Here is a 13,428-nt window from a genome sequence, read left to right on the forward strand (position 1 = left end):
GCGGCCGGTTACGCCGCCGCGGCGCCCCGCCTACTGTCCTGGCCATGGATACGACAGGGACCCTGGACGAGGCGCTCCAGCGGCTGCACGGATCGGGGCCTGAACGGCTCGGACGGCTCACCAATCACGCGCCGATGGCCGTCGAGGCCCTCGCCGCCCACGGACAGGCCCGTGCGGTGCACCGCTGGCTCGACCTGTACGCACACAAGCTCGAGGAGTTCCCGTCCGCCGTCGAACCGGTCACGGAGGGCAACTGGCGTTCCGCGCTCGGCGATCCACGCCGCGCCGCGGACTGGATCGGCTACTTCGGCCGGGAGATCGCAGGGCAGCCCTGGCAAGAGGTGCTCACGCAGTGGTGGCCCCGCCTCCTGCCCGGCATCCACGGCGGCTCCACGCACCCGGTGATCCGGGTGGGCCACGCCGTGCGCACCCTGCTGGCCGGTGAGAGCACCGGACCGCGGCTGGCCGAACTCGCCCACGGCCTGGGCTACTGGGCCGCCCGCCACCACCCCGTCACGGACCCCACGCCGCTGCCCGGCGCGGGCAGCGCGGCCGCCGCTCTCGACGCCGTGGCGCCCATCGCCGTACGGGACGGCGGCTTCCCGGCCCGGCTCGACCGCGTCACGGGCCTGCCGGTGTGGGCGGCCGGGATCACCGACCCGGACGAGGCCCGCGACCGCCTCACCGAACTGGTGCGGGCGGCCACCCACCGGTACGCCACCCACGGCCACGGCGAGGAGACGATGCTGGTCCACGCGGCCACGGCCCCCAACGCCGTCCTGCGCACGCTGCCCGCGCTCCCGCGCGCCCTGTGGGTACCGAGCCTGCGCGCCGCCTGGACGGCCTCCGCGGCGGTGACCGCCATGTACGCACCGGACGAAGCGGTCTCGTACGCCGCGCCGGGCACGCCGACTCCCGAAGAGGTCTTCGAACGGGCCCTGGCACACGGCGACGAACACGTCATCAAACTGACCGACACGGCCCTCGACGTCGGCGACGCACCGGCGCTGGCGGCCGCTCTGCGCGCCATCGAGCTGAGCGAACCCCTCAGTTAGGCGGCGGCCCTTCGGGATGGAGGCCGTGTCGTCGAAGGAGCTCTCCCAGCTACCGCTGGGAGGTGCCCCCACCGCCCGACCCCGGCCGAAGGCCGGGGTCGGGCATGTGACGACACGGCCAAGAGGGCGTGTCGTCACATGAGCGCCGGCCGCCCGGAGGGCGGGCCCCGCGGTGTCTGGTGCGGTGCATCGCAAGGCGGAGAGTCGTCCTCGCAGTGGGCTACTCGGACGATTCGACAACGCAGCGAGGTGCCGTGCCAGGCGCCGCGGGGCAGGCGGGCATGTGACGGCACGCCCTAGCGGCGCCGGGCGCCGGGCGAGCGGCGCAGCCGGAACAGCAGGGCGACCGCGGCCATGCCGCCGAGCGCGGTGGCGCCGGCGAGGGCCGTCAGGGTGCGTCCCGGTCCCTCACTCTCGGCGGCCACGGGCTGGGTCGCCGGTGTGCGGACCGCGTCCCGCGGGGAGGCCGGGGCGGCCGCGGCGGATTCGGCGGTCCGGGCCGCGGAGGGGGACGCCGTACTGCGGGAGGCGGTGGCCTCGGGCGTTGTGGTGGCCGCGGTCGCCGAAGGCCGGGCGGGCCTCGCCGGCTTGGCGGGCCTGGCCGGCGCCTTGGCCGCGGCGGCCGGGAAGACGACGTCCGAGCAGGAGTAATACGTGTCGGGCGTCGAGGAGTTCTGCCAGATCGTGAAGAGGACGTGCCTCCCGGTGCGGTCCGAGGGCAACCGCCCGCTGATGCGGTAGGCCCCGCCGGACACGGGCGGGTCGGTGACCTTGACGAAGGGGTCGCTCGCCAGCGCCGACCAGGTCAGCGGGCGGCTCGGGTCGTAGCCCTCCTTGGTGAGGTAGATCCTGAACGTGCCCTGGTGCGGGATGGTCGTCCCGTACGCCATGGTGAAGCCGGCGCCCGGGGTCAGCCGGGTGGCCGGCCAGTCGGTGCGGGGCAGGTCGAGGCCGCGGAAGGCGGCCAGGCCGCCGCTGCACAGCTTCCCGTCCGAGATCACCTGGCGGTCGCGGCCCGCGACCCCGGCGACGCGGAGGTTGTCCCAGTCCGCGAAAGGCCGGCTCCCGCCGTTCGCGGCCGCGGCGGCCCGGCAGGCGGCGGTCCCCGCGTACTGTCCGCTTCCGGACGCGCACGCGGCGGCACGACTGACCGGGGACACCGGCGCGCCGTGGGCGGCGGCCGGTCCCGCCAGGGTCAGCGGCAGCAAGACGGCCGTGCCTGCGACGACGGAGCTGAGCACGTGGCGCGATGGGGCCATGCCGGCCGCCTCCCCTGTTGCCGTTCGGTGGATCGGAACGCATGTCCCCCCGTACTACGGACGGTCGGCGGGGGGTGTTCAGCCGGGTGGGGGGTTCCCCGGGAACCGGTCGTTCGGGAATCGTGTCTGGAGAGGAAAAGTCGACGCGGCCGCCGGCGCCGCGCCACGGGCAGGGGGGACAAGTGAATGAGCGGCTGGAGGGCTCCCGGGTACACCGAGGCCAGAGAACTGGGCTCGGGCGGCGGCGGTCGTGTGGTGCTCGCGTCCCATGACGCCACGTCAACGCCCGTCGCGATCAAGTACCTGAGCGACGAACTGCGGGCCGACCCCGAGTTCGTTCAGGAGTTCCGAGCCGAGGCACAGCTGCTGGGAGGTCTGGAAACACCGTATGTCGTCAGTCTGTACGAGTACGTGGAGTCTCCGCAGGGCGCGGCCATCGTCATGGAGCTGGTGGACGGTATAGCCCTGCGGGCGCTCCTCCGCCAGGAGGGAGCCACCGGTCCCGAGGCAGCGCTGGTGGTGCTCAAGGGGTCGCTTCTCGGCCTCGCCGCCGCCCACCGCACCGGTGTGGTGCACCGCGACTACAAACCGGAGAACGTACTGGTCGCGGCGGACGGATCGTCGAAGCTGGCCGACTTCGGCATCGCCTTGCGCAGCGGGACCAAGGGGGCCGTGGTGGGAACGCCCGCCTACATGGCTCCCGAGCAGTGGAACGGGCGCCCGGCGTCGCCCGCGGCGGACGTGTACGCGGCGACGGCGACGTTCTTCGAGTGCCTCACCGGCCGCAAGCCGTTCGGAGGCGCGAACTTCGCCGAGCTGGCCGTCCAGCACATCGAAGCGCCGGTGCCGGTGGAGCTGGCCCCGGAGCCGGTGCGGGAACTGGTGCTCCGCGGGATGGCGAAGGACCCGGCGCACCGGCCGGCGGACGCGGAGGCGTTCGTCGCGGAACTGGAGGTGATCGCGGGAGCGGCCTACGGAGACGACTGGGAGGAGCGGGGACAGCGCAGGCTCGCCGCGCTCGCGGCGTTGCTGCCGCTGCTTTTCCCATCGGGGGGACCGGCAGCGGGAACGGCCGACCTGGCCACCACCGTGCTCCGCGGGGGCGCCCGGCGTCTGACACGTCAGGGCATGCTCGCCGCGGCGGGTGGTGTGATCATCGCCGGACTGCTGACCTTCGCCGCGGTTGCCTCCGGGGAGGGCCCGCGGCAGACGACCGCCAACTGGACAGGGGAAACGACGAGAGCGACCCCGCGCGGCAGCTCCGCCGCGCCAGGGACGACGGCTCCACCGGGCAGTCCCTCGCCCGAGTCATCGAGTCCGTCGCCCTCGGAGCCGCAGAGCGCCCCGGCTTCCGCCGGGACGACCGCCGTCACCACGCCGACCGCGCCGACGCCGACCACGACGGTATCGGCCACGGCTTCCGCGTCCGTGACGGCCACGCCGCCGGCGTCGCCCTCCACGCCGACGACACCGCCGGTGAGTGTCAGTGATGTCTCCGTCACCTCGCTCACCCAGACGGGTGCATTCAGCGCCTCGGCGGCGATCCGGCTGCGCACCAGTGATGCACGCCCGGTGACCGTCACGGTGACGTGGTACTCCAGCGACGCGAAGGGCGAGCGCGGCACCGTGGACGGCTCGCAGACCTTCACCCGCAGCGGTTCGACCTCGTACGACTTCACCGCCGACCACACGTTCCCGCGGGCCGGCGGCTGTTGGTTCGGAGCGGTGGCGGGCACCGATCCGGCGGCGGCCAACGGGCAGTCGTTCCAGCAGATCCTCACCCGTCAGTGCGTGATCACATGAGCGGGTCGCGCGACCTCCCTCCGGAGGAAACCCAGCCCACCTTCCGTCTCGGCCCAGCGGACACACCGCCGAACGACACACCGCCGCAGGACGCCACGCCCCAGGACGCCGAAGCCGTACGGCCCGTGGCCGATCCCGAGTACAGCGCCACCGTCCTCGCCGAGCACTGGGCGCCGTCCGCACCGCCGACGGCACGGCTCGAGCCCACGGCCGGCGCCGACGGAGCGGCGCCTACGGTGAACTCCGGCTGCACCGTCGTCCTCCCGGACCGGGTCGAGGGCGAGGTCTTGCGCTTCGGGCCCGGCGTCACTCCGGGGGCCGCCGCCCGCGCCGACATCGCCGCCGAGGTATGGCGGGGCCTGATCGCCCCGACCGTCCCGCCGGAACCGCGACGTCGCAGGTGGCCGCGCGGGTACGCCCTGGCCGCCGCGGTGCTGGTGGCCGTGCTCCTCTTCCTCGCCTGGCAGCGCTTCGGGCCGGGCCTGCAGGTCAAGGGAGTGAGGGTGACGACGTCCCCGTCGGCACCCGCCTGCGACACGACCGTCGACCTCGTCGCGGTCGTCACGACCAACGGCCGCCCGGGCACCATCAGTTACCGTTGGCTACGCAACGACGGCACGTCCTCCGACGTGCTGTACGAGGAGGTCCCCCGCGGCAGCCACGAGGCCCGGCTGCACCTGCTGTGGACGTTCCGCGGCCACGGCTCGTACCGGGCGCAGGCGGAACTGCGCATCACCGCGCCCGGCCACCACTCCGTCACGACGGGCTTCACGTACGACTGCGCGTGACCGCAGAGCCCGCCCCCGCACTCTGTGCGCGGGCGGGCTCTGCCATGTGACGAGCCCTCAGCACTCGGCCGTCGCCTTTCAACTCTCTTGACCTGGACGACCACTCTCGGTAGCGCTTATCGCAGCTCCGTCTCTTTCCCGCAACCCTGGGAATCGGTGGTTTTTCCGGCTTTCCAGAACGGTACTCGTCGATTCGTCGTGACTTCTCGAGCTTTTACGCAGCCCAGGGCCGCGACATGCCCCTTCGATCATCTTCGAGTGGCAGTCCGAACGAGGACGGCGGAGACTACGAGGAGCGACATATGGTTGTATGGCGAGAGAAGAGCTCACGACCGCATGGCTTCCGGATTACTCGCTCCGGCCCATAAGCCGGGGCGCGAGGGACACCGGGTACCGGCCTTACCGGCCGCCCGTGGTCGACTTTTCCTCAAGGAGCTCACATCGTGGAAAAATCTGCAGAGGTCCTGGCGTCCGATCCCGCTTCGGATCCCGATGAATCTTCAACCACCGGGGGCCCCCACACCGCCCCGGCCGGCGGCACGGAAAGGATCCTCGCCGACATCCTGGCGGGCATCGTGCACGCGGACCGGGTGTCGGTCGACAGCCACTTCTTCACGGAAATGGGTGCCGACTCCCTGGTGATGGCGCATTTCTGCGCCCGGGTGAGGAAGCACCAGGATCTGCCGTCGGTGTCGATGAAGGACATCTACCGGTATCCGACCATCAGAAGTCTCGCGACGGCCATGGCGGACACCCCGCCGACCGGCGCCCAGACCCCCGCCACCACGCCGGCCCTCGCCGACGTTGCGGTCCCGGAACCGATCCAGGTGGCGGCCGCGAAGGGCACGCCGCGCTACGTGGTGTGCGGCGTGCTGCAAGCGCTGTTCTTCCTGGGCTACTCGTACCTGGCCGCGCTCGTGATCGCGCGCGGGGCGGAGTGGATATCCGCCGGCGCGAACCCCTTCGACACCTACCTGCGGTCCGTGGAGTTCGGTGGCGCGGCCTTCGCCGGCGTCTGCGTCCTGCCCATCGCGGGCAAGTGGCTGCTGGTCGGACGGTGGAAGCCGCAGGAGATCCGCATCTGGAGCCTGGCGTACTTCCGGTTCTGGTGCGTGCGGACGCTGATCCGGGCGAACCCCATGGTGCTGTTCGTCGGCTCTCCGCTGTACGTGCTGTACCTGCGGGCCATGGGCGCGCGAATAGGACGCGGTGTCGCCATCTTCTCCAAGCACGTCCCGGTCTGCACCGATCTGCTGACCATCGGAGACGGCACGGTGATCCGCAAGGACTCGTACTTCTCCTGCTACCGGGGCCACTCGATGGCCATCCAGACCGGCCCGGTCACCCTCGGCAAGGACGTGCTGATCGGCGAGGTGACGGTGCTCGACATCGGCACCTCCATGGGCGACGGCGCCCAACTCGGCCACGCCTCCTCGCTCCACAGCGGCCAGGCGGTCCCCGCCGGCGAGCGCTGGCACGGCTCCCCGGCCCAGCCGGGCGCGGCGGACTACCGCGTGGTCGCGCCGGTGGGGTGCGGCAGGATCCGCCGCGTCACCTACTGCCTGTCACAGCTGCTGATCCTCCTGGCCGTATGGATCCCGCTCGCCGTCGGCGGGGTGGCGATGCTGCTCGCGGTGGTCCCGCGCCTGGACACCCTGCTGGAGCCGGGACCGACGGCCCTGACGACGTGGACCTTCTACGCCGACGCCCTGGTCGCCTCCTTGGTGCTCTTCTGCGGGGCTCTGCTGCTGGGCCTGCTCGTCGCGGTCACCGTGCCGCGGCTGCTGCACCCGCTCGTGAAGCCCGACACCGTGCACCCGCTCTACGGATTCCGCTACGGGGTCCACCGGACCATCGGTTTCCTCACCAACCGGAAGTTCTTCCGCGTCCTGTTCGGTGACAGCTCCGCCGTCGTGCACTACCTGCGCGCCATCGGCTACGACCTGTCGCCGGTGGAACAGACCGGCTCGAATTTCGGTACCGAGGTGAAGCACGAGAATCCGTACCTGAGCAAGGTAGGCAGCGGCACCATGGTCGCCGACGGACTGTCCATCATGAATGCGGACTACTCGAGCACCTCTTTCCGCGTCACCCGGACGGCGATCGGCCCGCACAATTTCCTGGGCAACCACATCGCCTATCCCTCCCAGGGCAGGACGGGCGACAACTGCCTGCTGGCCACGAAGGTCATGGTCCCGGTCGAGGGACCGGTCCGGGAGAACGTCGGGCTGCTGGGCTCGCCCAGCTTCGAGATTCCCCGGACGGTGGACCGCGACAGCAAATTCGACCATTTGAAGAACGGCGACGCGTTCCGGCGTCTGCTCGCGGACAAGAACAAGCACAACACCGGCACCGCGGTACTGCACCTGATGCTGCAGTGGCTGCTGCTCTTCCTGGTCGCCCTGATCGCGTCCTGCGCCGCCGACCTGTACCCCACGTACGGCGCCGCGGCGGTCGCCCTCGCGAACGTCGTGGTCCTGATGGTCACCGTCACCTACATCGTGCTCGGCGAGCGCGTCGTCACCAGGTTCCGCGGTCTGCGACCGCTGTACTGCTCGATCTACGACATCGACTTCTGGCAGCACGAGCGCTACTGGAAGGTGACGGCCGCGACGGAGTACCTGAACGTCCTCAACGGCACGCCGTACAAGAACGTCGTCTGGCGCCTGCTCGGCGTGCGCATCGGTCGCCGGGTCTTCGACGACGGCCTCTTCCTCCCCGAGCGCTCCCTCGCCGCCATCGGCGACGACTGCACGCTCAACGCGGGCACCGTCATCCAGAGCCACTCCCAGGAGGACGGCGCGTTCAAGTCCGACCACAGCTCGCTGGGTGCCGGCTGCACCCTCGGGGTCGGCGCCCTCGTCCACTACGGCGTGACCGTCGGCGACGGCGCCGTGATCGCCCCGGACTCCTTCGTGATGAAGGGCGAGGAACTCCCCCCGCGCGCCCGGTGGGGTGGCAACCCGGCCCGCGAGATGCCCGAGAACCCGAAGAACCCGAACAGCGGCGGCGATCGCGCCGCCGCCCTGATCAGCGGTGTGTAGCCCCGTGGAAACCGCGAGTGGAGGCAGGTCGATGGACATGGCAGCGCACGCCGGACGGGAGTTCTGGCGCGGGGTGCTCCTCAGGGGCGGGTTCACCGCGATCCCCCGCTGGGCTCCCGAACCGGTCATCGGCGCCGCCGAGCACGTGGTGGCGGTCCCCGACGGCCTCACGGCGTCCGTGCGCCGTGTGGCGGACGAGGTGACCGTCCCCCTGGGCTCGGTGCTGCTGGCCGCGCACGCCAGGGTGCTGGCCGCGCTCTCCGGCGAGACCGACGTCGTGACGGGGTACGTCGCCGCGGGCGGCGCGGTGCTGCCGTGCCGGCTGTCGGCGGGCCCCGGCTCATGGCGGTCCCTGCTGCTGGACGCGCACGGCGCCGAGTCGCAACTGCTGGCCTTCCAGGACTTCCCGGTCGACGCGCTCCGCAAGGAGCTGGACCTGGCCGAGCCGCTGTTCGAGACGGTCTTCGACCTGTCCGGCGGTGGTGTCGAGCTCGCCCCCGGCACCGTGCTGTGGGTCAGCGCGTCGGACCGCGACGGCCGCCTCTCGCTGCGGCTGCGTTACGCCACCGACGTCATGGACGAGGACGCGGCGGCCCGTGTCGCCGGCTACCACCTGGCCGCCCTCGCGCGGATCGCCGCCGACCTGGACGCCGAGCACAGCCGCAAGAGCCTGCTGTCGGCGGAGGAGAACCGGCTGCAGCTGGCCGGGATGGCCGGACCGCACAAGAAGCTGCCGGACCGCAGGATGCACGAGCTGTTCGAGGAGCGGGCCCGGGCGCACCCGGAGGCGGTCGCCGCCGTCCACGGCGACCGCCAGTGGACCTACGGCGACCTCAACGCCCGCGCGAACCGCCTGGCCCACGCCCTGCTGGCGCGCGGTCTGGAGCGCGAGGGCGTCGTCGCGGTCGTCACCGAGCGGAACCTGGACTGGCTGGCCGCCGTGCTCGGCGTCTTCAAGGCCGGCGGGGCCTATCTGCCGATCGAGCCGCACTTCCCGGCCGGGCGGATCAGGAACACCCTGACCCGCGCCGAGTGCCGCGTGGTGCTGACCGAGCGCGGCAGCACCGCCACGCTGGACGAGGCCCTGTCCGCGCTCCCCGAGGTGCAGCGGCTGCTGGTCGAGGAGGCCTACGCGGAGGACCACCCGAGCGAGGACCCGCGCGTGGCCGTCGGCCGCGACCAGCTGGCGTACATATACTTCACCTCCGGTTCGACCGGGGAGCCCAAGGGCGCGATGTGCGAGCACGCGGGATTCCTCAACCACCTCTACGCCAAGATCGACGACCTCGGCATCGGTGAGGGGCAGGTGGTCGCGCAGACCGCCCCGCAGTGCTTCGACATCTCGCTGTGGCAGCTGGTCTCGGCGCTGCTCGTCGGCGGGCGGACCCTGCTGGTGGGACAGGAGACGATCCTGGACGCCGACCGCTTCCTCGACTCGATCGCCGAGGGACGGGCGAACGTCCTCCAGCTCGTCCCCTCCTACCTGGACGTCGTCCTGTCCGCCCTGGAGCGGCAGCCGCGCGAACTGCCGGATCTGCGCTGCGTGTCGGTGACCGGCGAGGCCCTGAAGAAGGACCTCGTCAAGCGCTGGTTCGCCGCCCGGCCCGGTGTCAAGCTCGTCAACGCCTACGGGCTGACCGAGACCAGCGACGACACCAACCACGCGGTGATGGACCGGGTCCCGGACACCGACTGGGTGCCGCTGGGCCGGCCCGTCAACAACGTCCGCGTGTACGTCGTCGACGAGCACCTCTCCCCGGTGCCGCTGGGCGCGCCCGGGCTGATCGTCTTCTCCGGGGTCTGCGTGGGCCGTGGCTACATCAACGACCCCGAGCGCACCCGGCAGGCGTACCTGACCGACCCCCACCACGCCGGTGAGCGGCTGTACCGCGGCGGCGACTACGGTCGCTGGCACCCGGACGGCACGCTGGAGTTCCTCGGCCGCAAGGACCACCAGGTCAAGATCCGCGGTTTCCGCATCGAGATCGGCGAGATCGAGAACACCCTGGTCCGGGCGCCGGGCGTGCGCGACGGCGCGGTCGTCGTCAGCGACGACGGCAGCCAGCTGGTCGCCTTCTACTCGGGTCCCGGGCCCGTGGCGGCGGACGTACTGCGCGAGCACCTGGCGGCGTCCCTGCCGGCGTACATGGTGCCCGCGGCCTTCCACTGGAAGGAGAGCCTGCCGCTGACCGCCAACAGCAAGATCGACCGCAAGGCCCTGACGGCGCTCGCCGCGGAGGAGGGCTCCGGGCCCGCCTCCGCCGAGGCGGACCGGCAGGCCCCAGGCACCCCCGCCGAGCAGCGCCTGGCGAGGGCGTGGTCGGCGGTGCTCGGCATCCCGCAGGAGCGGATCGGGCGCCGGGACCACTTCTTCGACCGCGGCGGCACCTCCCTGTCGGCTGTCCGGCTGGCGATCCTGCTGGACCGCGCGATCTCGCTCAAGGACGTCACCGCGCATCCGGTCCTCGCCGACCTCGCCGAGCTGGCCGACGGCCGGACGACAGGCCGGCCCGGACTGCTGCAGGTCCTGTCGGAGCCGGACGGGGAGCCGCACGGCGCCCTGGTGTGCTTCCCGTACGCCGGTGGCAACGCGGTGAACTTCCGGCCGCTGGCCGCGGCCCTGCGGCCCGCCGGCTGCGCGGTCTACGCCGTCGAACTGCCCGGCCACGACCCGGCCGCCCGCGACGAGCCCTTCGCCCCGATGGCACAGGTCGCCGACGCGGTGGTCGAGGAGATCGCCGGCCGCGGACTGTCCCGGATCCTGCTGTGGGGCCACTCCTCGGGCACCGCCCTCGCGGTGGAGACCGCCCGGCGGCTGCAGGACAAGGGCGTGGAGGTCCAGCGCGTGTTCCTCGGCGCGCAACTGCTCGGCGACTCCGCCGGGCGGCGTGCCGCCGCCGACGCGCTGGCCGCCCGCAGCGACACCGAGATCGCCGCCGAGCTGAGCGGCGACGACGGCTACGGCCGGCTCGCCGAGCTGGACAAGGCGCGCGCCGGGCGCGTGGCCGCCGCCTACCGCCACGACTGCGTGGCGGCCCACCGATACTTCGCCGACGCCCTGGACTCCGCACCGCCGGTGCGGCTGCAGGCGCCGGTCACCGTGGTCGTCGCCGCCGACGACCCGTACACGGCGGACCACTCCCGCCGGTACCGGCAGTGGCAGCTGCTGGCCGAGCACGTCGATCTGTACGAGCTCGCCCACGGCGGTCACCACTTCCTCCGCACCTGCCCGGACGAGGTGGCGCAGGCGGTCCTGCGCGCCGCCGAACTCCTGGCCTCCCCATGAACGGCAACCGAGAGGAGACGCAGTTGTCGACCTCAGCTTCCCCTCCGTCCCTGCTCGACCTCGAGCTGCGGCCCGGCTCACCCCCGATCCTGCGCACCGGGGCCGTCGAGGACCCGGCGGGCTGGGCCGACGGGCACCGCGACGCGCTGCGCGCGGTCGTCGCCGAGCACGGCTCGGTCCTGATCCGCGGCCTCGGCCTGAGCGACGCGGACAAGGCGGCCGGCGTCGTCAAGCGACTGGCCGGCCGGCTGACCGCCGAGAAGGAGGCCTTCGCGTCCCGGCGGACCTACGCCGAGGGCCTGTACTCCTCCTCCAACTGGCCGCCCAACCAGCCGATGTGCATGCACCACGAACTGAGCTACCGGCTCGAGTTCCCCGGCCTGATGATGTTCGCCTGCCTGACCGCCCCGGACGAGGGCGGGGCGACGGCGGTGGCCGACGCGCCGACCGTGCTCGAGGCACTGCCGCCCGAGCTCGTCCAGCGCTTCGAGCGGGAGGGCTGGCTGCTCACCCGCAGCTACAACGACGAGATCGGGGCGACCGTCGCCGAGGCCTTCGGCACCGACGACCGCTCCGCCGTCGAGGACTACTGCCGCGCCAACGCCATCGCCTTCGAGTGGCAGCCGGACGGGGCCCTGCACACCCGCCAGCGGCGCAGTGCCGTGGTCCGCCACCCGGTCACCGGCCGGCGCTGCTGGTTCAACCAGATCGCGTTCCTCAACGAATGGACGATGGACCCCGAGGTGCACGAGTACCTCGTGGACATGTACGGCGCCGAAGGCCTGCCGTTCAACACCCGCTTCGGCAACGGCGACCCGATCGGCGCGGACGTCGTCCAGCTGCTCAACAACGTCTACGAGGCCAACACCGCCCGCGAGCCGTGGCAGACGGGCGACCTGATGCTCGTCGACAACATCCGAACCGCGCACAGCCGCGAGGCGTACGAGGGCTCCCGTGAAGTGCTCGTCGCCATGGCCGACGCGGTGCGCCTGGCCGACTGCTCCCCGACCGTCGAGGTGACCACCGCATGACCGGCAACCGCTCCACCACCCACGGTTCCGCACCCTCCGGGCCGCTCACCGTACCGCCGTTCGCGGTGGTCCCCGGTGTCCAGGTCCAGCGCGCGCTGCACGGGCGCGAGAAGCAGATCACGGAGCTGGTGGAGACCACCTACCGGCTGCACTCCGCCGGTGACTCGGTGAACCCGCCGTCGTACTTCCTGCGTTTCCCCGACCGTCCCACGGCCCGGATCATCGCGCTGCCCGCCTCGATCGGCGGCGACGTACGCGTGGACGGCCTGAAGTGGATCTCCAGCTTCCCGGAGAACGTGGTGGCGGGCATCCCCCGCGCCTCGGCGGTACTGATCCTCAACGACCACGACACCGGCTACCCCATCGCGTGCCTGGAGAGCTCCATCATCAGCGCCACCAGGACGGCGGCGATGGCGGCCCTGGCCGCCGACCGGCTCAGCCGTCCCGACCAGCGCCCCCGGCGTGTGGGGTTCATCGGGACGGGGCTGATCGCCCGCTACATCCACACCTACCTGGTGGGCACCGGCTGGCACTTCGACGAGATCGGCGTGCACGACCTGTCGGCCGAGAGCGCGAAGGGTTTCCGCGGCTACGTTGAACAAACGGGCGCCCCGGGACGTATCACCCTGTACGACAACGCCGAGCAGATCATCCGCGCGAGCGACCTGGTGGTCTTCGCCACCGTCGCGGGCGAGCCCCATGTGCGGGACATGACCTGGTTCGGGCACAAGCCGCTCGTGCTGCACATGTCGCTGCGCGACCTCACGCCGGAGATCGTGCTCGGCTCGACCAACGTGGTCGACGACGTCGAGCACTGCCTGAAGGCGGACACGTCGCCGCACCTGGCGGAGCAGCGCACGGGCAACCGGGACTTCCTGGCCGGCACGCTGGACGACGTGATCGCCGGACGGGTGGCGCTCCGCGAGGACCGGCCGGTGGTGTTCTCGCCCTTCGGCCTCGGAGTCCTCGACCTCGCGGTCGGCAAGTACGTCTACGACGAGGTGGCGCGTTCCGGCGAGCTGCACGTCATCGACGACTTCTTCCACGAACTGCGCCGGTACGGATGAACGGCCGCGAACCCGCCCCCACGACGCCAGGCCCCCGGACCTGGGCCCGGGCACCCGACGGCGGGGCGGGCGGCACGGCCACGGACGACAAGGAG

General features: G+C 72.1%; 8 protein-coding genes. 7 read left to right on the forward strand and 1 reads right to left on the reverse strand.

Features of this window, described 5'->3' with window-relative positions; translation table 11 throughout:
• Nucleotides 1-44: 44 nt before the first annotated feature.
• A complete protein-coding gene (locus ACRWNP_RS23600) occupies nt 45-1,055 on the forward strand; it encodes a questin oxidase family protein (RefSeq protein WP_431964482.1) in 1,011 nt (336 codons plus the stop codon).
• A 296-nt stretch (nt 1,056-1,351) separates the two neighbouring features.
• On the opposite strand, the gene ACRWNP_RS23605 is transcribed toward ACRWNP_RS23600, so the two are convergent.
• Nucleotides 1,352-2,314, reverse strand: a complete 963-nt coding sequence (locus ACRWNP_RS23605) for a lytic polysaccharide monooxygenase (protein WP_431964484.1) — start codon at nt 2,312-2,314, stop codon at nt 1,352-1,354.
• Between the two features lie 186 nt (nt 2,315-2,500).
• Between ACRWNP_RS23605 and ACRWNP_RS23610 the strand changes: the two genes are divergently transcribed.
• The 6 genes from ACRWNP_RS23610 (at nt 2,501) to sbnB (ending at nt 13,333) form a co-directional block, all read left to right on the forward strand.
• Nucleotides 2,501-4,117, forward strand: coding sequence for a serine/threonine-protein kinase (locus ACRWNP_RS23610; RefSeq protein ID WP_431964486.1), 1,617 nt, complete (start codon nt 2,501-2,503; stop codon nt 4,115-4,117).
• Nucleotides 4,114-4,905 carry a hypothetical protein gene (locus ACRWNP_RS23615; RefSeq protein WP_431964488.1) on the forward strand — a complete coding sequence of 264 codons (792 nt, stop codon included), beginning with the start codon at nt 4,114-4,116 and terminating at the stop codon, nt 4,903-4,905. The genes ACRWNP_RS23610 and ACRWNP_RS23615 overlap by 4 nt, the downstream gene beginning before the upstream one ends.
• 440 nt (nt 4,906-5,345) lie before the next feature.
• Nucleotides 5,346-7,949: a Pls/PosA family non-ribosomal peptide synthetase gene (locus tag ACRWNP_RS23620; RefSeq protein WP_431964568.1), complete on the forward strand. Its 2,604-nt coding sequence runs from the start codon at nt 5,346-5,348 to the stop codon at nt 7,947-7,949.
• Between the two features lie 31 nt (nt 7,950-7,980).
• Nucleotides 7,981-11,235: a non-ribosomal peptide synthetase gene (locus ACRWNP_RS23625; RefSeq protein WP_431964490.1), complete on the forward strand. Its 3,255-nt coding sequence runs from the start codon at nt 7,981-7,983 to the stop codon at nt 11,233-11,235.
• Nucleotides 11,232-12,266 carry a TauD/TfdA family dioxygenase gene (locus ACRWNP_RS23630; protein ID WP_431964492.1) on the forward strand — a complete coding sequence of 345 codons (1,035 nt, stop codon included), beginning with the start codon at nt 11,232-11,234 and terminating at the stop codon, nt 12,264-12,266. Before ACRWNP_RS23625 ends, ACRWNP_RS23630 begins: the two co-directional genes overlap by 4 nt.
• Nucleotides 12,263-13,333, forward strand: coding sequence for a 2,3-diaminopropionate biosynthesis protein SbnB (gene sbnB / locus ACRWNP_RS23635; protein ID WP_431964494.1), 1,071 nt, complete (start codon nt 12,263-12,265; stop codon nt 13,331-13,333). The genes ACRWNP_RS23630 and sbnB overlap by 4 nt, the downstream gene beginning before the upstream one ends.
• The last annotated feature ends 95 nt before the right edge of the window (nt 13,334-13,428 follow it).

This window comes from Actinacidiphila sp. bgisy160 (assembly GCF_965342435.1).
Lineage (GTDB): Bacteria > Actinomycetota > Actinomycetes > Streptomycetales > Streptomycetaceae > Actinacidiphila.